General features: G+C 69.5%; 12 protein-coding genes, 1 tRNA gene and 2 pseudogenes. 6 read left to right on the top strand and 9 right to left on the bottom strand.

Annotated elements, in window-relative coordinates:
- Window positions 1–94: 94 nt before the first annotated feature.
- From J2S41_RS27760 to J2S41_RS27750, 3 genes are read right to left on the bottom strand one after another with little or no spacing between them, the layout of a single operon-like run.
- Window positions 95–1888 carry a DEAD/DEAH box helicase family protein gene (locus tag J2S41_RS27760; RefSeq protein ID WP_310371931.1) on the bottom strand — a complete coding sequence of 598 codons (1794 nt, stop codon included), beginning with the start codon at window positions 1886–1888 and terminating at the stop codon, window positions 95–97.
- Window positions 1888–3768 (bottom strand): site-specific DNA-methyltransferase, encoded by a 1881-nt coding sequence (locus tag J2S41_RS27755; protein ID WP_310371929.1) that lies wholly within the window; start codon window positions 3766–3768, stop codon window positions 1888–1890. The genes J2S41_RS27760 and J2S41_RS27755 overlap by 1 nt, the downstream gene beginning before the upstream one ends.
- Before the next feature lie 20 nt (window positions 3769–3788).
- Window positions 3789–4952 (bottom strand): serine hydrolase domain-containing protein, encoded by a 1164-nt coding sequence (locus tag J2S41_RS27750; protein ID WP_310371928.1) that lies wholly within the window; start codon window positions 4950–4952, stop codon window positions 3789–3791.
- A gap of 311 nt (window positions 4953–5263) precedes the next feature.
- On the opposite strand from J2S41_RS27750, the gene J2S41_RS27745 reads away from it, so the two are divergent.
- Window positions 5264–5539, top strand: coding sequence for an SCO0607 family lipoprotein (locus tag J2S41_RS27745; RefSeq protein WP_310371927.1), 276 nt, complete (start codon window positions 5264–5266; stop codon window positions 5537–5539).
- An 82-nt stretch (window positions 5540–5621) separates the two neighbouring features.
- Here the strand turns inward: J2S41_RS27745 and J2S41_RS27740 are convergent, their stop codons facing one another.
- A complete protein-coding gene (locus J2S41_RS27740; protein WP_310371926.1) occupies window positions 5622–5945 on the bottom strand; it encodes a winged helix-turn-helix transcriptional regulator in 324 nt (107 codons plus the stop codon).
- 202 nt (window positions 5946–6147) lie between these two features.
- On the opposite strand from J2S41_RS27740, the gene J2S41_RS27735 reads away from it, so the two are divergent.
- Window positions 6148–7002 (top strand): SDR family oxidoreductase, encoded by an 855-nt coding sequence (locus tag J2S41_RS27735; RefSeq protein WP_310371925.1) that lies wholly within the window; start codon window positions 6148–6150, stop codon window positions 7000–7002.
- A 180-nt stretch (window positions 7003–7182) separates the two neighbouring features.
- Here the strand turns inward: J2S41_RS27735 and ybiA are convergent, their stop codons facing one another.
- The 5 genes and pseudogenes from ybiA to J2S41_RS27710 all read right to left on the bottom strand — a co-directional run.
- Complete coding sequence (gene ybiA, locus J2S41_RS27730) at window positions 7183–7695, bottom strand: riboflavin biosynthesis intermediates N-glycosidase (protein WP_310371923.1); 513 nt, start codon at window positions 7693–7695, stop codon at window positions 7183–7185.
- A gap of 210 nt (window positions 7696–7905) precedes the next feature.
- Window positions 7906–8472 carry a hypothetical protein gene (locus J2S41_RS27725; protein WP_310371922.1) on the bottom strand — a complete coding sequence of 189 codons (567 nt, stop codon included), beginning with the start codon at window positions 8470–8472 and terminating at the stop codon, window positions 7906–7908.
- A gap of 682 nt (window positions 8473–9154) precedes the next feature.
- Window positions 9155–10693 carry a cobyric acid synthase gene (locus J2S41_RS27720; protein WP_310371920.1) on the bottom strand — a complete coding sequence of 513 codons (1539 nt, stop codon included), beginning with the start codon at window positions 10691–10693 and terminating at the stop codon, window positions 9155–9157.
- Window positions 10679–11652: pseudogene (locus tag J2S41_RS27715) on the bottom strand (cobalamin biosynthesis protein); the annotation flags it as partial. The pseudogene J2S41_RS27715 and the gene J2S41_RS27720, both read right to left, overlap by 15 nt.
- A gap of 178 nt (window positions 11653–11830) precedes the next feature.
- Window positions 11831–12515 (bottom strand): annotated as a pseudogene (locus tag J2S41_RS27710) (single-stranded DNA-binding protein); the annotation flags it as partial.
- 148 nt (window positions 12516–12663) lie between these two features.
- On the opposite strand from J2S41_RS27710, the gene J2S41_RS27705 reads away from it, so the two are divergent.
- The 4 genes from J2S41_RS27705 (at window position 12664) to J2S41_RS27690 (ending at window position 22100) form a co-directional block, all read left to right on the top strand.
- Window positions 12664–13728, top strand: a complete 1065-nt coding sequence (locus J2S41_RS27705; RefSeq protein WP_310371916.1) for an alpha/beta hydrolase — start codon at window positions 12664–12666, stop codon at window positions 13726–13728.
- A gap of 554 nt (window positions 13729–14282) precedes the next feature.
- Window positions 14283–14359 (top strand) — tRNA-Arg (locus tag J2S41_RS27700).
- Between the two features lie 761 nt (window positions 14360–15120).
- Complete coding sequence (locus tag J2S41_RS27695; protein ID WP_310371914.1) at window positions 15121–21552, top strand: polymorphic toxin-type HINT domain-containing protein; 6432 nt, start codon at window positions 15121–15123, stop codon at window positions 21550–21552.
- Window positions 21549–22100, top strand: a complete 552-nt coding sequence (locus J2S41_RS27690) for a hypothetical protein (protein ID WP_310371912.1) — start codon at window positions 21549–21551, stop codon at window positions 22098–22100. Before J2S41_RS27695 ends, J2S41_RS27690 begins: the two co-directional genes overlap by 4 nt.
- Window positions 22101–22164: the final 64 nt, after the last annotated feature.

Here is a 22164-nt window from a genome sequence, read left to right as displayed (position 1 = left end):
GCCCTCGCCCGCCCCGCCGTCGCGACCGGCATTGGTCGATCACTCCGTAGACCAAAGTTCACCGGTGCGTGCCCAGACTCCGCGGCCGCGCGGGTCAGTGCCGGTCCACCGGTCGCTCGATGATCTCGGCGCGCCGGCGCTGATCGGTGATGACGCGGGCGGCCTCGGTGAGGAAGGCGCGGGGGTCGCGGGCGAAGCCGGCGAAGACGGCGGGGTGGATGGCGGTGAGGATGGCGGCCAGCGTGCGGCGGGTGAGGCCGGTGGCGTCGGCCAGGTCGGCGAGCAGGTCGTGGGCGGTGGTGGGGATCGGGCCGGCGTCGGTCTCGCGGGTGCCGGCCGCGGTGGTGACGGTGTAGCGCGGCGGGGCGGCCGGGAGGTGGGCGTTCAGCGCGGTCACGCACGCGGTGATCAGCGCGGCCGAGTCGAGCGTGATCAGGTGGGCCGGTGGCCGTTCCGGTGCGCGCGGCGGGCGCGGGCGGGTGGCGTCCTGGACATCGGGCGGGCGGGGGAATTCGCGTTGCAGGCCGGCGACGAAGTCCCGGTACGACTCCGGCGTGATCACGGTCAGCTCGTTGAGCGCGGGATCGGTCAGCCGCTCGCCGTCCGCGCCGACCGCGAGACGCAGGCCGCGGCCCACCTCCTGGCGGCGGGAGATCGTACTGTCGCCGCGTTTGAGCAGGCAGATGACGAAGACGTTCGGGTTGTCCCAGCCCTCGCGCAGCGCGGAGTGGGAAAACAGGAACCGCACCGGCTCGTCCGGCGAGAGCAGCCGCTCGCGGTCGCGCAGGATCAGGTCGAACGCGTCCTCGTCGTCCGGCGCAGCGGGGTCGGTGAGCCGCCCGGTCCGGCGGTCGACGGAGAAGTAGCCGCGGTGCACCGACCCGGGCGCGTCGCAGCCGGTGGCCCGCCGGTACTCCTCCTCGAACACGCGCGCGTAGTCGCCCTTGCCGTCCGGGCGCGCGTAGTCGCGGTACCGCGCGACCGAGTCGATGAAGAACAGCGATAGGACCTTCACCCGGTACGGACCGAGCCGCGCCTCCCGATCCAGGTGCGCGCGCACCGCCTCCCGGATCTGCACGCGGCGCAGCCCCTCCTCGCTCAGCCCGGGTGCGGTCACGCCGTGCACCGCGATGCGCTTGACCAGCCCGCGCCGGTGGGCGTCGTGCGCATCGAGCCGGTGCACCAGGTTGCGGGCGATCCGGTGGGTGGCGGAGTAGCGCAGGATCGCGATCGGGCGGAACTCGGTGAGCGCGCCGAGCGTGCGACCGCCCTCCATCCGCTGCGGCTCGTCCAGGATCAGGACCGGGCGGGTGCCGGCCAGCACGTCGATCGGGCGCCGGGACTGGAAGTCGTCGCGCTCGGTGTGGATGCGCCGCCGCTCCGCCCCGGTGAACGACTGCATGTTGATGATCATGACGTTGATGCCGGGGCCGGACGCGAAGCTCTCCAGCCGGTGCAGGTGCCGGGAGCGGTAGACGAAGAACCGGGCCTTCCTGCCGTACGCGGCCATGAAGTGCTCCGCGGTCTGCGCGAACGTGCGGTCCACGCCCTCGCGGATGGCGATGCCGGGGACGACCACGACGAACTTGCCCCAGCCGTACGCCCGGTGCAGCTCGAAGATGGTCTTGATGTAGGCGTAGGTCTTGCCGGTCCCGGTCTCCATCTCCACGTCCAGGTTGATCGCGCAGCCGGCGCTCGGGACCAGCGCGGACGACGGCGGCAGCCCGCGCGCGGACTGCACCGCGCGCACGTTCGCCAGCAGCCGGTCCGCGCCGATCCGCGGCGGCGCGTTGGACGGTCCGGCCACGTGCGGCTGGCCGGCGAACGTGTCCACCACCGCGGCCACCGCCTCGGTCTGGTGCGGCTGGACCGCGTACCGCAGCCGCATCACAGCACCCGCAGGTCGATGCCGGGGCCGAGCAGCCGTTCCGCGTTGATCCGCAGCTCGTCGCCGGTGAATCCGGCGTCGCGCAGCACCATCCGCGCGGGCCGGCGGCGGGCCACCTCGGCGAACAACTCCGGCGTGTAGGGCGGCGCGTCGGACAGGCAGGCCAGCAGGTCACCGGCGGCGAAGACGTCGTGGCCGGCGATACGGTCCCGGGCGATGCGCTCGGCCGGATCCACGCCGAACCGGATCAGCACGTCGAAGAGCAGATCCTCGTCGGTACGGCCGGGGGCCGCGCGGTCGGCGTGCCACGGCAGATCCTCCTGCCGGACGCCCGGCGGCGTCTCCCGGAGGCTCGGCGCGTCTATGCGCAGACTGCGGAATCCGACATCTCCCCGCCAGCCGTGGTGGCGCGGCGCGGACGTGACCTCGGCGCCGCACCGGCGGATGCGCTCCCGGGCCAGGTCCGCGATGGTCTCGAAGCCCGGCCCGGCGTACGGCTCGGGGTATTGCACCAGCACGAACCGCCGATTGCCGCCGTCGGCCGCGTTCGCCCGGAAGACCGCGTGCGCGGTGGTCGCCGAGCCGGCGAAGAAGTCCAGGACCAGCGCGTCGTCGTCCGGGGTGGTGAACGTGCGGATCAGGAACTCGATCAGGAAGACCGGCTTCGGGTACGAGAACTCGATCCCCCAGGCGGCGAGCATGGCGCTGTTCTGCTTGGTGGTGCCCATGTTGCGCAGCACGGACACCACGTGCCCGGCGTCCGGCGGGCGGTGCTTGGCGTAGTAGAGGACGCCGCGATCGGTCAGCGCGAACGTGGTGGTGCGGCCCTTGGCGTCCCGGATCGGGGTGAAGCCGTTGGCGATGAAGAGTTCGAGCAGGTTGCGACTGCTCCAGCCGCTGCGCATCCGCGCGGGGCCGGTGAGTTTCCCGTTCCGTACCGTGATGGGGTCGAGGATTTTGGGGTATTTGTCCGTGCGGGGCGGGATCTCGCCGTGCTCGAACCAGGCCGGGAACCCCGCGGGCAGCGTGATCGTGGACTCCGGGTTGGCCGGCCCGTTCTTGGTGATCGAGTTCTCGATGCGGTCGTTGAAGAGCTTGCTCTCGTCCTCGATGTTCGGGTCGATGATCGCCGGCCGGCCAAGTCGTGGCAGGTCACGGGCGTAGGCGAGGACGTACTCGTGCATGCCCTTGATCGCGCTCTGCTGGTCGACGTTGCCCTCGTTGAGCCAGACGAACTGGGTCAGGAAGTTCGCCTCGCCGAAGATCTCGTCGCAGATCCGGCGCAGGTGCGCCTGCTCCACGTCGTTGATCGAGATCAGCAGCACCCCGTCCTCGCGCAGCAGCGTGCGGGCCAGCGTGAGCCGCTGATACATCATCGACAGCCAGTTCGAGTGGAACCGGCCGTCCGTCGCGAGGTTGCCGCGCAGCCCGGCGCGCGTGCGGTAGTCGTCGGCGCGCTCGCGGAACCGGTCCGGGTAGACGAACCGGTCGCTGCCGGTGTTGTACGGCGGGTCGATGTAGATGACCTTGACTTTGCCCAGGTACGTCTCCTGGAGCAGGCGCAGCGCGTCCAGGTTGTCGCCCTCGATGAACAGGTTCCGCGTGCCGTCGAAGTCCGCGCTGCCGTCCCGGTCCGGGCGCAGCGCGCGGCCGGCCGGCCGGTTCGCGGCCAGCAGTGCCTCCCGCTTGCCCGGCCAGTCCAGATGGAACCGCTCGCGCGGGCCCTCCACCAGGTGCTCGCCGAGCTCGGTGCGCAACAGATCGAGATCGATCGCGATGCGCACCGAGCCGTCAGGGTCCCGCGTCTCCGTCACGCACCCGGGAAAGAGCTCCGCGAGCAGCGCCACGTTCCGGGTGGTGCGATCCAGGGGACTCGTCACGTCGGTCGAGCGTAGTCCTTCTACCGGTCCTGGCAGAGCGCGTCGGTGACCAGTTGTGCGGCGCGCGCGCTCGCGTTGGCCGGGTCGGCCGGCGCCGAGCTGATCGAGATGATCACGGATCGGTCGCCGTCGGACGTGACGCCGTTCATCGTGTACATGCCCGGCGTGCCGCCGTCGTGACCCCAGAAGCCGCCGCACTCCGACGGCGTGAAGAAGATGCCCAGGCCGTACCCGACGCCGTCGCCAAGCGGCACGGTCTGGTGCATCTCGCGGAACTCGGCCGGGCGCAGCAGCTTGCCCGACTGGAGTGCCTGCCAGAAACGGCTCAGGTCGGTCGGCGTGGAGACCAGGCCGCCGGCCGCGCCCGCCGCCGTGGCGTTCCACCGCGTGGTGTCCAGGCGGGTGCCGTCCGGATCGAAGACCTCGTAGGCCTGCGCATGCGGGTTCGGCAGGTCCGCCTTGTCCCCGGGGTAGACCGTCTGCGTCATGCCGGCCGGCCGCAGGATCCGCTGCTGCAGGTGGGCGTGCCACGGCTTGCCGGTGACGCTCTTGATGACCATGCCGGCCAGGATGTAGTTGGTGTTCGAGTACGACCATTGAGTGCCGGGCTCGAACAGCGGCGGATGGGCGAGCGCGAGCCGGACCAGGCCCTCGTCCTCCCAGTGGTCGAACCGGTGCCGCTCGAAGTCCTCGACGGTCTGCAACTGGAGATCGTCCAGGTATTCGGTCAGGCCGGACTGGTGGCGCAGCAGGTGCCGGATCGTGATCTTCGAGCCGTCGTGGCCGTTGCCGGTGACCAGGCCGGGCAGCCAGCGCTCGACCGGGTCGTCCAGCCGGAGCCGGCCCTCGCCGACCAACTGGAGCACGATCACGGAGACGAACGTCTTGGTGTTGCTGCCGATCCGGAAGTAGCCGTTCTTCGGCACCGGCCGGTTGGTGGTGACGTCCGCGACGCCGGCCCGCGCCTCGGTGGTGCGGTGGCCGTCCCGGATCAGGGCCTGCACCCCGGTGATGCCGAAGGCGGCGAGGTCGTTGGCGGCCTCCTGTACGAGTCGCTTGTCCTCCCTTCCGGTGCCGGTCGTCGTCGTCGCGATGGTCGCGCCGGCGGGAGCCACGGCGAACGTCGCGGCCAGCGTCGTCGCCATCGTGGCGGCGAGGGCCGTCACGGCGATGCGTCGGTGCATGTCGGGTGTTCCCTTCCTCAGCCGTATGGGCGATTTGAGCCTAGGAAGGTGATCTTGAACCGGCATCGGCGGTTTTCCCTGGAATCGCGACCCCGGACCGGCTCGGGGGGTTCCCTCGCGCGGGTGGGGTGGCCCCTGAGACGGCGGCCGGGCCGCCGGGCGCGGGCGTGGCCGGGTTCCTCCCGGTCGGCGAGTACGCCCGCCTCGGCGTCAGGAGGCCGCCGGCTTACGCCCGTCCGCCCGCACCCGCTTCCACGCGGGATGGCGGCCGTACGGTGGCGGTTTCCCGGCCGGGCACTAGCGTCGGAGTCATGCGTACCCTCACGCGTCTGCTCCCGCTCCTGACGCTGACCACCGTCATCGCCGGATGCTCGTTCCAGGAGAGCATCTGCGCCGGCGGCGAGTACCCGGTCAAGGCCATCGGCAACGCCACCGGCCGCGCGTGCGTCGCCGACGGCGAGGAGCCCCCGTCCGGTTACGTCCGCTACCCCGACGGCCAGGTCCCCGAACACCTCGGCGACGAGTGGGACACCTACTGGAGCAGCCGAATAATCCACGAGGACGGCACCATCACCGAGGCCTCCTGACCCACCCGCCATCCTCTCTGACACGGCACCGGCGATCCGGCCGGGTCCCGGCGAGATCACCCCGCTTCTCCGGAGGCGCCCGCTATTTCCTGGTGCGTTCGTCGTACTTCTGGCGGGCGTCGACGACTTCCTCGATGTGCTGCGTTGACCACTCTGTGAGCGCCTTCAGGGGACCGCGCAGGGTCTGGCCGAGCGGGGTCAGCTCGTACTCCACCCGGATCGGCGCCTCCGGATACACCGTCCGCAGGATCAGCCCGTCGCGTTCCAGCGTGCGCAGCGTCTGGGTGAGCATCTTCTCGCTGATCCCCCCGAGGTGCTGCCGCAGCTCCGTGAACCGGCGCGCCCCATGCCTGCCGAGCTCGCCCATCACCAGGACAGCCCACTTGCTGCCGATCTGGTCGAGCACGTCACGCGACGGGCAACCCCGCGTATACGGGTCCCACGATGGTGTGGACCCGCTCACTTCCCGAACCGTCGCCACAAACCTCACCTGGATTCTTTCGCCCGGGTGGGCACCTTACCCGAAAGTTCGCCCTTACCAAAGGAGAGCGACCAGGTCATCGTGGGTTCACGTCGCGGAAGGCCCGCGGCAGAAAGGTGTCACCGCCATGTCGATCGTCGTCACCGCAGCCTCCGGAAATCTGGGCCGGCTCACCGTCGAAGCGCTGCTGACCCGAGGGGTGCCGGCCTCCGAGATCGTCGCGACCAGCCGTGACATCAGCAGGATCAAGGACTTCGCCGACCGCGGTGTCGAGGTTCGCAGGGCCGACTTCGCGGAGCCCGACAGCCTCCCCGCAGCCTTCGAGGGCGTGGACAAGCTTCTGCTGATCTCCACCACGACCCCGAGCGAGCGCGTCGCCAACCACCGCCGCGCCATCGACGCCGCGGTGGTGGCGGGCGCGTCGCTGGTCGCGTTCACGAGCATGCTGCACGCGGACACGTCCACCACCAGCCTTGCTCCCACCCACCGGGCCACGGAGGAGTACGTGCGCGAGCGCCTCCCCAGCGTGATGCTGCGCAACGGCTGGTACCTGGAGAACTACACCGACCGGCTCCCTCAGGTACTGCGGGGCGGAGCGCTCGTCGGGGCCGCCGGCCAGGGCAGGATCAGCGCCGCGACCCGAGCCGACTACGCCGACGCCGCCGCGGTCGTGCTGACTACCGAAGGCCACGACGGCACGGCGTACGAGCTGGGCGGCGATGAGGCCTTCACCCTGACACAGCTGGCCGCGGCGATCTCGGCCGCGACGGGCAAGCGGATCGGCTACACCGATCTGCCGGTCGACGAGTTCGCCCGGGTGCTGGTCGACGCGGGCGTGCCCGCCGAACTGGCGCACGTCCTCGCGGACGCCGACCGCGCCATGAGCCACGACGAAATGTTCACCGACTCCGGCGACCTGCGGCGCCTGATCGGCCGGCCGACGACGACCCCGGCGGAAGCGATCGCCGCCGCCCTCCGCTGACCGGGCGGCGCCGCGCCGTCCCGCCCGATTGCGACAGCGAGCACCGGATTCTGTCCCTCCTTGCGTGATGATGCGGTCGACGTTGCCTTCGACGGGGCCGGAACCGAAGGCACGCTGAGGCCAGCAGTGACCGCGGCCAGGCCGGAGTTCACGCCGGTTGCCGGTGGTTGCATCCGGGAACTATCGATGTTGTCGGCCGTCCCGTACGTCGTCGTTGTGGGCGGGGCCGGCGCGTAGCCGGGTGCGGGTGCGCATCAGGATTCGGCCCAGCATGTTCTTGCCGGTGCCGGTGCGGCCTCGTCCCCAGTAGTGGTCGGTGCCGCTGTCCTCGACGATCTCGGCGTCGCCGGTGTTGAGGAGGATGGCGCGGACGTCGGCGTGGGCGGCGAATCTGGCCGCGACGGCCCGGCGCATCGCGTCGTCCTTGACCCGCTCCCAGTCGCGGTGCGGCGGGCGGGAGCGGTCGCGGCCCAGTTCGGCGGCGCGCAACGGGGTGGCCGCCCGGCGGATCAGGTCGGCGTGGCGGGTGCCGGCGTACTTCTGGGCCTGGAAGTAGTGCTCGGACGTCGCCCACCAGTGACCGTCGAGGTCAAAGCCGTGCGAGGAGAAGTTGGAGAAGCAACCGTACGGAAGGTCGTCGGCGCCGTAGAAGTAGATCGTCACCGTGGCCTCGCGGTAGGGGTGAAGATCCACAGGGTGCCACACATCGACGATGCGGCGACTGATTCTGCCGGTACGCCATCCGGAGCTGCCGGCGGATTGAGTGCGGCGCTCACCGCAGGCGTCACCTGCGCTTGACCGTCGGCCGACGCCCGGACATGCCGTTCTACCGACTCGCGTCATGACGATTGATCACCGCTGCGCGAGTAGTGCGCTGTCCGGCACGGACCTCATCGTGGGGAATCAACGTATTGAACGGTCCTCTGGCCAGCCGTTGAGATGGGAAAACTGTCGCAGATACCTCTCGCATTGGACGGTGAAGTCGTCGCCACGCTCGAGTAGCCGGGTGCGGCCGATGACGTGATCAGGCGCGTGGCACCCGCTGAGCATGCCGATCTGCTCATCGATGTAGCGGCCCCCTGCCAGCTGTGCCGTTGCCAGAGCAAGCCCGGTTGCCAATGCCACACCGACACAGGTGCGGTACGGGCTGATCACGGCCGTGCGCCCGCTGCCCCAGCCTTCCGCTGCCCCGTCGATCACCATGAACCGGGCGCCGTCACCAGTTGCCGGTAGGTCGATCTCGAAGTGGACGGCACCTTCTGTCAGCGGTACGCCGATCATGATGTCCGCCGGCTCCAACCGGCGGCCCTGACCGACGCGTTGCCCTTGTTGGTATTCACGGTCGGCGAAGACGGCTAGTGCAGGAACCGTGGAGACGTTGAGCATGACGGAGAGGACTTCTCGCGCCGCGTTCAGCACATCAGCGAACGCGACCGGTCTCTCCAACGTCGCCTCAAGATCCACAGACATGACGGCTACAGTACGCGTTCTGCATCCAGAGACATCAGGCATTTCATGCGGTATTCGGCCGCCCTCACCCGCCGCGGACCAGGCGCATCCTGCACTTCCAGTGCGCTCACAGACCGTGAGAAAAGCCGGGCTGACCGCAGGCGCGATCGGGGTGGTGCCCACACTCGCGAACATCCACATCAGTGAGGTCCTGCTGGTGCCGGAACTCGCGAACAAACCACACCGCGCCCTGCTGCTGCGCGGCGGGCCTGCGCAGCGTGGCGGGCCTGGAAGCGTGGCGGGCTCGCGCTGTCGGTGGCTCGGGTCGCGTGGCGGGCTTGCTGCGCGAAACATGCTGCGATGCGCGGCGGGTTTGCATTGCGCGGAGGACCTGCGCAGCGTGGCGGACTTGCGCTGCGCGGTGCTTAGGTTGCGCGTTTGTGCGGTGGCTGGGGTGCGCGGCGGCTTGCCCTGCGCGGGTTGCTTGGGTTGCGGCGGCTTGCCCTGCGCGGGTTGCTTGGGTTGCGGCGGCTTGCCCTGCGCGGGTTGCTTGGGTTGCGGCGGCTTGCCCTGCGCGGGTTGCTTGCGTTGCGGCGGCTTGCCCTGCGCGGGTTGCTTGCGTTGCGGCGGGCTTGCGTCGCGTCCGGTGACGGTGTGCTGGTCACTGGGGTGGCTGGTCGGGGGGTGTGGAGGTGGTGGTGGGTCAGGAAGGGGCGCCTGGGGGGATGAAGGGGAGGCCGGGTGGGGGGCCGGATTCGATGAGGTGCCAGAGGGTGGTGGTGTCGAGGTGTTGTTCGACGAGGTCGGCCAGGCGGTCGAGGGTGTGGGAGCGGGCGGCGGCGAATGAGGTGTCGGGGGCGACGGTGAAGCCGTGGCGGCCGGAGAGGTGGGCGGCCTGGGTGAGGAAGCGGCGGCGGAAGCCGTCGGACTCGAAGGCGCCGTGCCAGTGGGTGCCGAAGACCGGGCCGGCGATGGCGCCCTCGGGGCGGCCGTCGGCGTAGTGCAGGAAGGCGGGGGTGTCGTCGTCGGTGTTGGAGACCACGCCGTGGTGGATCTCGTAGCCGGTGACGTGTTCGGTGCCGAAGGCGCTGCCGTGGGGGAGGCCGAGCGTCTTGCGGGGGGCGAAGGTGATCTCGGTGGGTAGCAGGCCGAGGCCGGGGACGGTGCCGTCGCGGCTTTCCACGTCGTCGTGGATGACGCGGGAGAGCATCTGGAAGCCGCCGCAGATGCCGAGCACGGGCTTGCCGGCGGCGGCGTGGGCGGTGACGGCGTCGGCGAGGCCGGTCTCGCGGAGCCAGCGCAGGTCGGCGACCGTGGACTTGGAGCCGGGGAGCACCACCAGGTCGGCGTCGAGCAGGTCGGCGGGGGTGCCGGTGAGGCGGACCCGGACGCCGGGCTCGGCGGCCAGCGCCTCCGCGTCGGTGGCGTTGGAGATGCGCGGCAGGCGGACGACGGCGACGCGGAGCCAATCGCGGCCGATCGGCGGCGTGGGACGGCCGAGCGTGCTGCCGTAGGCGAGCGAGTCCTCGCCGTCGAGCCACAGGTCGTGGTCGTAGGGGAGGACGCCGTGCACGGGCCGGCGGGTCGCCTTGGTGATCATGTCGAGGCCGGGGCGGAGCAGCTCCAGGTCGCCGCGGAACTTGTTGATCACGAAGCCGCTGAGCAGCGCCTGGTCCTCGGGGGAGAGCAGCGCGAGCGTGCCGAACAGCGCCGCGAACACGCCGCCCCGGTCGATGTCGCCGACCACGATCGCGGGCAGCTGCGCGCCGCGGGCGAGCCCCATGTTCACGAAGTCGCCGGCGCGCAGGTTGATCTCGGCGGGGCTGCCCGCGCCCTCGCAGATCACCGCGTCGTACTCCGCCCGAAGCTCGGCCAGCGTCGCGAAGACGGTCTCCGCGAGCGCGGGGCGCAGCGCCCGGTAGCTGCCCGCGCTCACCGTGTCCACCGCCTCGCCGAGCAGCACCACCTGGCTGTGCAGGTCGCTGCCGGGCTTGAGCAGCACCGGGTTGAACCGGATGTCCGGCGCCACGCCGGCGGCGGCGGCCTGCATGGCCTGGGCCCGGCCGATCTCGCCGCCGCGGCCGTCCGGCCCGACCACCACGGCCGAGTTGTTCGACATGTTCTGCGCCTTGAACGGGGCCACGCGCACGCCGCGCCGGTGCAGCCACCGGCAGATCCCGGCGGTGAGCACGCTCTTCCCGGCGTCCGACGTGGTGCCGGCGACCAGCAGCCCGCCGCTCATCGCTCGCCGCCCGCCGGGGTGGTGCGGACGCCGGCGGTGAGGCGCCACGCGGTGGCCAGCAGCGCGGCGGTGAGGCCGACCGCGCCGGAGAGGCGGGCCGCGCGCGCGATGTCCGGCGCCAGCGGGGGAGCGCCGTCACCCAGGTATGGACGGGTCTCGGCACGTCCGAAGTAGACGTTGCGCCCGCCGAGCCGGACGCCGAGCGCGCCGGCCATGGACGACTCGCACTGCCCCGCGTTCGGGCTGGGGTGGCGGTGCCCGTCGCGCAGCCAGGTCCGCAGCGCGCGGGCCGGGTCGCCGCCGGCGAGTGGGGCGAGGGCCACGGTGAGCGCGGCGGTCAGCCGGGACGGTGCCAGGTTGAGCGCGTCGTCCAGACGGGCCGCGGCCGTGCCGAAGCGTGCGTAGCGCGCCGACCGGTGACCGACCATCGCGTCCAGCGTGTTCGCCGCGCGGTAGCCGAGCAGTCCGGGCAGGCCCGCAACCGCGCCCCAGAAGAGCGGGGCGACCACGGCGTCCGACGTGTTCTCCGCGACGGACTCGACCGTGGCGCGGGCCAGCTCCGGCTCGTCCAGCGCGGACGGGTCTCGCCCGCACAGGTGGCCGAGCCGCCCGCGCGCGGTCGCGAGGTCGCCGCCCTCCAGCGCGCCGGCCATGGTGTGCGCCTCGGCGCGCAGCGTGCGCGCGCCCAGCACGGTCCAGGTCGCGGCCGCCACCGCCACCGCGCGCAGGACGGGCCGCCGCCGGGTCAGCCCGGCGATCGCGGCCCCGGCCAGCACCGGCGCGCCCACGGCGATCGCGGCGAAACGCGCACCGGCCGCGCGGTCCGGCGCGTAGACCCGCTTCTCCAGCGCCGAGGCGGCCGTGCCGAACCCGGCCACCGGGTGCCAGCGCCGCGGATCGCCGATCAGCGCGTCCAGCCCGTACCCCGTGATGATGCCGATCGCCTCCGCGGCGCGCAGCCGCCGGGCGTGGGACCGCGGTCGTGCGGAACCTGCTGTCGTGAGCACGGGTCACCTCCGCCGGGCAGCCTATCCACCCTGTTCGGGGCCTCCGGCGGAGGCCGATCATCATGCGCGGGCGTGGGATGCCACCCACCGGCCCCTGCCGTTCTCCGACGGAGGTCGCGATCTCCGGCGGCCGGGCCCGACGGGGGTGAGCCTCGGCCGGCCGTGGCCGGTGGGTGGCGGGCCACCGCCGCGTGCGCGGCGGCGGTGGCGCCGGGCGGCGGTCAACGCGGTGAGACCAGCGCCCGGTCGTCGTCGAGCTCCAGCGCGGTCTCCAGGTCCTCGCCGGCCAGCGGGTCGTCCGGCCGGTCGAGCGGGACGGCCGGCGGCTCGTAGTCGTCGTCCTCCGCGGTGGCGTGCGGAACCTCGCCCGGCGGCACCGGCTCGGTGGCCTCGCCGCCGATCTGGGCGTCGGACGCGGCGTCGTCGACGCCGCCGGTGGCGGGCCCGGCCGCCTTGGTGCGCAGGAACCTGCTGCGCCCCCGGGTCAGGTCGTGGCCGACCGCGACGGCCTCCAACTCGTACTGCACGCGGGGGTTGCCCTCCGGGTCGATCCAATCCCGCGTATACATTCGGCCGAGGACGATGATGGGGTCGCCGGTCATCACGGACGCGGCCACGCCCTCGGCGAGACGGCGCCAGCAGGTGACGCGGACGCGCAGCGCGTTGCCGTCGACCCACTGGCCGGTCTCGCGGTCCAGCTTGCGGGCCGTCGACGCCACCTTGAAGTGGGTGACCAGCGATTTCGTCTTTTCGGTGCGGCGCCACTCGGGCGCGGTCAGCACGTTGCCGACCACGGTGACGTACGTGTCGAACATGGGACCCCCTTGCTCGGATGTGAGGGGTCCAGATTCCGTCCGTACCGTCGCTCGAGATCCTGCCTGTGGACGGCGAAACCGCCTGTGGACAACGTTCGTACGGCCGGATGATCTGCTATGCCACGCGACTGCGGGTAACGTCGCTGACGTGGAGATTGACGTTCTCGGCGAGCCCTATGAACGCCGCACGATCGACCTCGGGAACGACGACGAGGGCCCCGTCGTCGCCACCCTGGTCCGCCGCCGCAGCGACAATCCGGACGGCCGTGCCGTGCTCTACGTGCACGGTTTCGTCGACTACTTCTTCCAGACCCACCTGGCCGAGTTCTTCACCGACCGGGGCTGGGACTTCTACGCGCTCGACCTGCGCAAATACGGCAGAAGCCTGCTACCGCACCAGACCCCGAACTTCTGCCGCCGGGTCGACGAGTACTTCCCCGAACTGGACGAGGCGACCCGGATCATCCGCGAGGAGGACGGCCACGACCGCATGCTGGTCGCCGCGCACTCCACCGGCGGCCTCATCGTCTCCCTCTGGGCGGACGCCCGCCGTACCCGCGGATGGGTCGATGCCCTGTTCCTGAACAGCCCGTTCTTCGACCTGAACCTGCCGTGGGTGATGCGCCGGCCGCTACTGTCCGCGGTGTGCCGGGCGACCCGGCTGCGGCCCTACGGCATGCTGCCGCGCAGCCTCAACCAGGTGTACGGCGAGAGCATCCACGCCGACCACCGCGGCGAGTGGAGCTACAACCTGGAGTGGAAGCCGCTGGCCGGCTTCCCGGTCCGGTTCGGCTGGCTCGACGCGATCCGGGACGCGCAGGCCCGGCTGCGCCGCGGGCTGAACGTGGAGGCGCCGATCCTGCTCGCCTGCTCCGCGCGCAGCTTCCGCGGCGCCTCCTGGGACGAGGCCGCCCGACTCGCCGACGCGGTGCTCAACGTGGAGCACATCGCGCAGTGGGCCGCGCACCTCGGAGGTCATCTCACGCTGGTACGGTTCGACGGCGGCATGCACGATCTGACGCTCTCCGGCCCGGAGGTGCGGGAACGCGTTTTCACCGAGGTTGATCGATGGGCTCAGGTGTACGTGGCGCCACCGCCTCGGACTCCGCACGATCAAGATCCGGTAGCGGGAGCTCCGGCTCCTGCGGCAGCTCCTCCGGAGGCGGAAGCGGCACCCAGCCGCCCGCTCGCCATACCAGCAGATCGTTCATGAGCAGCTGCGAGCCGCCCGCGAAGAACATCCGCTCGACCGCACGGCGGGTCTTCTCCAGACCCGCCTGAGACCCGGAACCGGTGACGATGACCACATCCCGCGCCGGTACGCCGATCACCAGCTCGCCCGGCACCTGCTCGGCCAGGTCGTTCCAGAACTCCTCGACGAGCAGCACGGTCGACTCGAGCCCCTCGAAGGAGAGCATCAGCGACGGCGGCTGACCGTGGATGCGCAGCTGCGACATGGCCGCGTAGAGCGTCTCCTCGGCCTGGCGCTTGACGGTCCGCCGGCTGACCCGCATCTTCTCCAGATCCGGCCAGGTCACCATCTGCTCCCCGAACGGCGGGCCGAAGCTGTACCCGACGGCCAGGCCGGGGATGAAGCGGTCCAGCACCCAATCCGGGTGAAACTCCGCTTCCCGGGCAGAGACCAGGATCGGGAAATAGGTCGTACTCGTCACCTGCACGCTCGAAAACCTAGTATGTCCTCGCACGGTGATCCATGCCCCCTCCCCGGGGGTGCGGCCACCGGCGGTAATCTGCACGTGCCGACGCGCGCTCATAGCTCAGTTGGATAGAGCAGTGGACTTCTAATCCACCGGTCGCAGGTTCGAGTCCTGCTGGGCGCACCAGGAAGAACCATCCCAATAAAAGATCTTGGAACTGGCATGGGTGTGCCGTGGGTGCACCGGCCGGATCTTGCGAACGCCGGTCCTCGCCGACGGCGGTGAGGCCCCAGGCTGCGTCGCTCGGCGCGGTGGCCGCCCGGCACCCCGGAGTAGGCCGGTTTCCCGGCGGCGGGGATCGCGCTTGGCCGTTGGAGTTCGGCGGCCCGCGTTGGTGTCGGCTCGATGAACTTTCCGTATGAGGCATAACGCAGCGTGTCGATCCCTGACATCACCAATGTTGATCTTGCGGGCCTGGCGTCGTGTCAGGGCGTTCCGCGTGGTGACCGTAGGTGATCCGAGTGTCCTCAGTGCTCACTCAACACTGAATGTGAGATTGACACGACATTCTGTGAGCCTCTAGCGTTTCGCCTCGACCTTGATCCATGTCTGACGGGGGAGGCGTGATGGTCGGTCGACTCATCCAGCCCTGGAATCGCCGCAGCCGATCGAAGCGCAGGCGCGGCTTGGCCGCCTTCAGCGCCATCATCGTCTCCTCCACACTGCTTCAAGCCGTGGTGCAACCGGCAACGGCCGCACCGGGTTTGGGCCGTCCGGCCGTTCAGGAGCAGGATGAGCCTGTCCGCGGTGTGGACGGCGTACCGAAGCCTCGCCCTGTCAATCCGGTACACGCCATGGTGGCCACTCCCGCGAAGGTCAGCTGGCCCTCGGCCGCGGCGGCGGAGGTAACGGTCGCGGCCGGCGCACCGACGGCCACTGTGGGCGGCATGCCGGTATCCGTCACGGCGGTGGCCGGGCGATCGGCCGCCGCCGCCGCGCGGTCCGCGCCCTCGCGGGTGCGGGTGGAGACGCTGGACCGGGCGGCGTCCACGCGCGCCGGTGTGGACGGGCCGCTGGTGCGGGTCGGTGCCGCGAGCGGCGCGAAGAGCACCGGGTCGGTACGGCTGTCTCTGGGCTACGCGGGCTTCGCCGACGCGTTCGGTGGTGACTACGGCGCGCGGCTGCGGCTGGTGCGGTTGCCGGAGTGCGCTCTGACCACGCCGCACGCGGCCGAGTGTCTGCCGGTGCCGCTGAAGACGGAGAACGACGCCGAGGCGCGAACGCTGTCGGCCGACGTACCGTCGTCGTCCCTGGTCGCCGCGGCGGCGGAGGAGGCGTCGTCGCAGGGCACGTACGCGGCCACCTCGCTGTCGCCGTCGTCGAAGTGGAACGTGGCGAACTCGTCCGGCGCGTTCAGCTGGTCGTATCCGATGCGCGTGCCGCCGGTGCCGGGCGGTGAGGCCCCGGGCGTCACGCTCTCCTACAGCTCGCAGACGGTGGACGGGCGCACCTCGGCGACGAACAACCAGGGCTCGTGGATCGGTGAGGGCTTCGCGTTCGAGCCGGGCTTCATCGAACGGTCCTACAAGGCCTGCGCGGATGACGGCCACGAGGCGGTCGGTGACCTGTGCTGGGCGTACGACAACGCCACCATCTCGCTCGCGGGCCGCTCCGGCAAGCTCGTCAAGTCGGGCGACTCGTACCGGCTGAGTTCCGACGACGGCACGAAGATCAAGCTGGTGTCCGGTAAAACCGTCAACCGTGACGCGGACGGCGAGTACTGGCAGGTCACCACGGTCGACGGCACGCAGTACTTCTTCGGCCTCAACCGGCTTCCGGGCTGGTCGGCGAACAAGCAGGAGACGAACTCGGTCTGGGCCGTGCCGGTCTTCGGCGACGACGCGAACGAGCCCTGCTACAACGCGACGTTCGCGAACGCGGCCTGCAACCAGGGCTGGCGCTGGAATCTCGACTACGTCAAGGACGTGCACGGCAACGTCGTTTCGTACTTCTACGAGCGCGAGACCAATCACTACGCGAAGAACGCGAAGTCCGACGTCAACGGTACGGAGTACGACCGCGGAGGCTACCTGGTCCGGGCCGACTACGGGCAGAAGGACGGTGCGGTCTACTCCACGAACGCGCCCGCGCGGGTGCGCTTCGGCACGGACGAGCGGTGCCTGAAGACCGACACCTTCGCCTGCGCCCCGGGGTCGCTCAACAACAGCACCGCCACCTCGTGGCCGGACGTGCCCTGGGACCGCAACTGCGCGGCGAACACGAAGTGCACCACCGCGCAGTCGGCGCCGTCGTTCTGGACCCGTAAGCGCCTGGTCACCGTCACCACGGAGATCCGCGGCGCCACGGCCTGGAACCCGGTCGACGCCTGGGACCTGACGCACACGTTCACGAACAACGCCGACGGCTCGCGCTCCCTCTGGCTCCACAAGATCACCCATCGCGGTCTGGCCGGTGGCACGGTCACGATGCCGTCGGTGGAACTCGGCCCGCTGCAACTGCCGAACCGGATCGACAACGGCTCGGAGGACAACATCGCGCCGTTGATCCGGCCCCGGCTGACGCAGGTGCTCAACGACAGCGGCGGCCAGGTCACCGTCCGGTACTGGGACGCGGACTGCGGGATCGGTGACCTGCCCGGCTCGGAGTCGACGAGCACGAAGCGCTGCTACCCGGTCAAATGGCATCCGACGGGTGAGCAACAGCCGATCACGGACTGGTTCCACAAGTACGTGGTGAGGTCCGTGACCGAGACGGACAACACCGGTGGCGCGCCGGACATGGTGACCTCCTACGAGTACGTGGGCAACGCCGGCTGGAAGAAGGAGGAGCCGAACGGCCTCTCCGACCCGGCGTATCTGACCTGGTCGGACTGGCGCGGCTACAACCAGGTGCGGGTCCGGCAGGGCAACGGCCAGATCGAGACCACCCGCAGTGACCACTTCTACCTGCGAGGCCTCGGCGGCACGGTTACCGACTCGGTCGGTACCACGCACACCGACCACGACGAACTGGCCGGATTCACGTACGAGACGCAGGCCTTCGACGGCGCGAAAATGATCTCTAAGACCGTGACGTCGCCGTGGCGGCACGAGACCGCGGCCGTGCAGCACAGCTGGGGCTGGGACCGGGCGTTCTTCGTGTCGCCCGAGACCGAACGCGGGTTCACGGCACTGGAGTCCGGCGGCTGGCGGGAGACGAAGACCGTCACCAGCTACGACACGACGGTCGGCCGGGTCACGCGCGTCGAGGAGCACGGCGACGTCAAGGTCACCGGCGACGAGAAGTGCACGCGCACCACCTACGCCGACAACGCCACCGCGCACCTGTATCAGGTGGTGTCCCAGGTCGAGGGCTTCTCCGTGCTCTGCTCGGTGACGCCGAACCGGGCCACGCAACTGCTCACCCACGACCGGAACTACCACGACGTCTCCACCACGCTCGGCGCGGCGCCCTCCAAGGGCGACGTGACCAAGACGGAGAAGCTGGCCACGCACGACGGCACCACGGCGACGTTCGTGCCGGTGGCCAGCACGGTCTACGACGGCTACGGGCGTCCGGTCGAGTCGCGGGACGGAGCCGGGACGCTCACGAAGACCGCGTACACCGAGACGTACGGGCTGACCACGCTGAAGGTGGAGACCACACCCAGCCCGTTCAACTTCGTCACCACCACGGAGTACGAGCCCGCCTGGGGCCTGCCGAAGGCGCAGAGTGACCCGAACGGGCGCCGGACCGAGATGGCGTACGACCCGATCGGCCGGGTCGTGAGCGTGTGGCTGCCGGATCGGTCGCGCGCGGCCGGCGCGTCACCATCCATCAAGTACGGCTACACCATCGAGTCCGGCAAGATCGTGTCGACGAGGACCGAGAAGATCGAGGCGGACGGCGTCGGGTACGGCGCCGAGTACACGCTCTACGACGGCTTCCTGCGGCCGCGGCAGACCCAGTCCGAGGGACCCGAGGGCGGCCGGCTGGTCGCGGACACGTTTTACACGCACACCGGCCAGCTGGCGAAGGTCAACGACACCTACTTCGCGGCGGGCGCTCCGTCCGGGCAGCTGCTGACCAGCGACGGTACGAAGGCGATCGACAACGGCCTGGTCGACCTCCAGACCGCGTACACCTACGACGGCGCCGACCGGGTCAAGGTGACGACCACGCTCGTCGCCGGCCAGGAGAAGTGGCACTCGGTCACCAGGTACGGCGGTGATCGCGTCCACGTCGACCCGCCCGCGGGCGAGACGGCGACGACCCGGATCACCGATGCCCGGGGTGCGCTGATCGAGCTGCGGCAGTACCACGGTGCCACGGCGACCGGCGACGCGTACGACGTCACGAAGTACACGTACACGCCGGGTGGTCAGCAGGCGACGGTCACGGACCCCGAGGGCAACGTCTGGCGGTACTTCTACGACCAGCGCGGTCGGAAGATCAAGTCGATCGACCCGGACGCGGGCACCTCGGAGATCACGTACAACGACCTCGACCGGCCGGTAACCACGAAGAACGGCAACGGCGAGAGCATCCACACGACATACGACGTGATCGGCCGAACGCTCGCCACCTACGCGGGTACCGACACCACCGGCACGAAGCTGACCGAGTACACCTACGACCAGGTTGCCAAGGGGCACTTGCACACGGCGAGCCGGATCGTCAACGGCAACAAGTTCGTGCAGGTGAACGCGGAGCTGGACGTCAACTACCGGCCGACCACCGTGCGATACAGCTTCCCGAAGGCCGAGGTCGGCGACGCGCTGGGCGGGACCTACAGCTTCGTCACGTCGTACAACGCCGACGGGTCGGTGAAGTCGACGTCGTTCCCGGCGTCCGGCGGGCTGCCCGGCGAGGGCGTCACCTACTCGTACGACGATCTTCAGCGGCTGACCGGCATCCGCACCGGTATCTCGACGATCCTGACCGCGACCTCCTACGCGCAGACCGGCGAACTGCTCCAGGCCGAGCTGAACACGGGCGGCAAGAAGGCGTGGCAGACGTTCTTCTACGAGGAGGGCACCAGCCGCCTGGTGCGGTCCACGCTCGGCCGCGAGGGCGCGACGCCGGCAACAGCCTTCGACCAGCACTACGCCTACGACGCCTCCGGCAACGTGCAGAGAATCGAGGACAGGTCCGCCAGCGGTCCCGCCGACGTCCAGTGCTTCACCTACGACTATCTGCGCCGGATGACCGAGGCGCGATCGACCTCGACCACCTGCGAATCCGGCACGGTCGGCGGGCCGGCGGCGTACCACTCGACGTACACCTACGACAAGGCCGGCAACCGGGTCTCCGAGACCCAGCACGGCGTCGGCGGCGCCGCGAGCGTCACCCGCGACTACGTCACCCCGGAGCCGGGCGAGGCCAGGCCGCACGCGCTCACGAAGGTCACCGAGCGCACCATCGCCGGGGACCGGCTGCACACCTACGAGTACGACGCCGCGGGCAACATGACCAAGCGCGTCCAGGTGGGCGAGGAGCAGACGTTCGACTGGAACGCCGAGGGCAAGCTCGAGTCGGTCACCAAGGCCGGCCAGACCACCAGCTACGTCTACGACGCCTCGGGCAACCGGATCGTGCGCAAGGAACCGGGCGCGACCACGCTGTACATGGGCAGCATGGAGCTGAAGCTCAAGACGGCGACCGGCGTCGTCGACGGCACGCGGTACTACCCGGTGGGCTCGGGCGCGGTCGTGGTGCGGACCGTGGCGGGCACGTTCTTCGAGGTCGCCGACCACCACGGCACCGGCCAGGCCAGCATCGACGCGACCACCGGCGCGATCACCATGCGGCGCAGCACCCCGTTCGGCACACCGCGCGGCACGCAGCCGGCATCGTGGTCGAGCGAGAAGGGCTTCGTCGGCGGCACGCAGGACGCGTCGACCGGGCTGACCCACCTCGGGGCACGCGAGTACGACCCGGCGATCGGCCGGTTCATCTCCGTCGACCCGATCATCGACAGCACCGATCCGCAACAGATGCACGGGTACGCCTACGGCAACAACAACCCGACGTCCTACTCCGACCCGGACGGGCTGCGCCCGCTGGTCACCGAGGGCGGCCGGGCCGAGGAGGACTACCACAAGGCCAACAACACCCAGTTCAAGAAGGCCTCGAACGGCAAGTTCTACCTGTACGACCGGCCGAGCGGCAAGAAGGCGACCACCGCCAACACCGGCGGCTACGCCCGCAACCCCACGCCGACGGTCGACCCGGCGGTGGCCAAGGCCCAGGCCGAGGCCGAGGCGGCCAAGCAACTGGTCATCACGGTCGCCAAGGAACTCGGCAAGATCCTGATGGACGAACTGGGCATCACCGACGCTCTGGACTGCTTCACCAACGGCGACCTGATGGCCTGCGCCGAAACCGCCATCAACGTTCTCACCACTTTCATCGGCGGGCTTCCCGCCAAAATCGCCCGCAAGTACGGCGCACCGTGGCAGTGGGAGAAGGCCGCGGCCCTCGGCAAGCGTCTGTGGAACCTCGGCGGCAAGCTGATCGAGGGCGCTCGTAACTGGTTCGCCAGCCGCAAACGTGTTGATGCTCTGCCAAATATGAACGGCAGTTGCCCAATCTCGATCAAGAATAGTTTTCTTCCCGGTACCGTGGTCGTTCTCGCTGACGGGTCTACAAAGCCGATCGAGGAAGTCGAAACTGGCGACAGCGTGCTCGCCACGAATCCGGATACCGGTCAGACGGCGGCGAAGAGCGTCGTCGCGACGATTGTTGGTGATGGTGAAAAGAATCTAGTTCGACTCACTATCGACACCGGTGGCAAAGATGTCGACCAGATCATCGCCACTGATGGTCATCCCTTTTGGCTTCCAGAAGAAGGCGCATGGGCGAGAGCTGCTGATCTGAATCCGGGTCAATGGCTGCGGACGTCCAGTGGCGCTCGAGTCTCAATCTCCGCAGTTTCTCGCTGGTCCGAAGTTGAACGCGTCCACAACCTGACCGTTGATGACATTCACACGTACTATGTACTGGCGGGCGCAACGTCGGTGCTTGTGCACAACACTGGTGGCTGTGGTGACCCGCTTGATGAGGCAAGGGAGGCGCGCGACGCCCTTGCGGCGGAGGTTGGAAGTAGTAAGGCAACGGTGACGGCCGGATCGGATCCGGCTACTGGGAGGGTTGCGGCAGGCTGTAATAGCAATCCGGACGGCTGTGCGGAGGATGACGTTGCTCGGCAACTAGGGATCGATCCAAAGAAAATCATATATGTCGAGGCAATTCGTCCGCGGACCGGCAAGCAGGTGCCAATCTGTCACCGATGTCAGGAAAACCTCGATCCGTCTCAGTTTCCGTCCGGGACATTGGTGAAGCCTGGCGGCGCGTGGGATATGGAAGTTGTGCCATGAATAATGTCGCGCGAATCTTAATTGACTCTGTGTATTGGGCGAGCTTGAGATCGGACTCGGGTAGTGCCGTTGGCGTGCCACAGGCGCTATGGGACCTGTTCTCGGCGTCCTCCGAGGATGCTGCTGAGGCCGCATATTGGCGTATCGACAATGAGGTGATCGTGCAGGGGCAACTGCACGAGGCGGCTGTGCCGACGCTTGAAATTCTTTTGTGTATGGCAGTGTCCGTGCCCTCTGGTGCCGTGCGGCGAACGGTGGCTGAACTAATTCAGCAGATGGTATTCGGGCAGCCGCACCCGTCTGAAATGGCATTAGGAAACTCCGATATTGCGAGTGAGTGCCAGCGGCTTGCGCGTGGCGCCATTTGGGTTTTCTATGATTGGTTAAGTGATGGTGATAGTGATGTTCGGCAACTGGCTATTCTGATTCTCCGGAAGGTGGAACCTGATGCCCGCCGGTGGGCGCTAGTTATGGGTGTTAGGCGAGAAGTGGACAAGGCCGAAGGTGTTCAGAGGATCTTTTCGGAGATTGACCGAGGATTGTACTGACGGTATGCCGACGGCGTTAGTTCTGTTCGGCTGGGTCTCTAATTATGCGTACTCTGGTGTAGGC

This window comes from Catenuloplanes atrovinosus (genome assembly GCF_031458235.1).
Taxonomy (GTDB): domain Bacteria; phylum Actinomycetota; class Actinomycetes; order Mycobacteriales; family Micromonosporaceae; genus Catenuloplanes; species Catenuloplanes atrovinosus.
This window is presented reverse-complemented; position numbering and strand designations above follow the sequence as displayed.

Bases quoted from the DNA above. Each gene is read 5' to 3' on its own strand.
- J2S41_RS27760 (WP_310371931.1), bottom strand. From the start codon at position 1,888: ATGCGGCTGCGGTACGCGGTCCAGCCGCACCAGACCGAGGCGGTGGCC.
- J2S41_RS27735 (WP_310371925.1), top strand. From the start codon at position 6,148: ATGTCGATCGTCGTCACCGCAGCCTCCGGAAATCTGGGCCGGCTCACC.
- J2S41_RS27725 (WP_310371922.1), bottom strand. From the start codon at position 8,472: ATGTCTGTGGATCTTGAGGCGACGTTGGAGAGACCGGTCGCGTTCGCT.
- J2S41_RS27690 (WP_310371912.1), top strand. From the start codon at position 21,549: ATGAATAATGTCGCGCGAATCTTAATTGACTCTGTGTATTGGGCGAGC.
- J2S41_RS27720 (WP_310371920.1), bottom strand. From the start codon at position 10,693: ATGAGCGGCGGGCTGCTGGTCGCCGGCACCACGTCGGACGCCGGGAAG.
- J2S41_RS27745 (WP_310371927.1), top strand. From the start codon at position 5,264: ATGCGTACCCTCACGCGTCTGCTCCCGCTCCTGACGCTGACCACCGTC.
- J2S41_RS27750 (WP_310371928.1), bottom strand. From the start codon at position 4,952: ATGCACCGACGCATCGCCGTGACGGCCCTCGCCGCCACGATGGCGACG.
- J2S41_RS27695 (WP_310371914.1), top strand. From the start codon at position 15,121: ATGCCGGTATCCGTCACGGCGGTGGCCGGGCGATCGGCCGCCGCCGCC.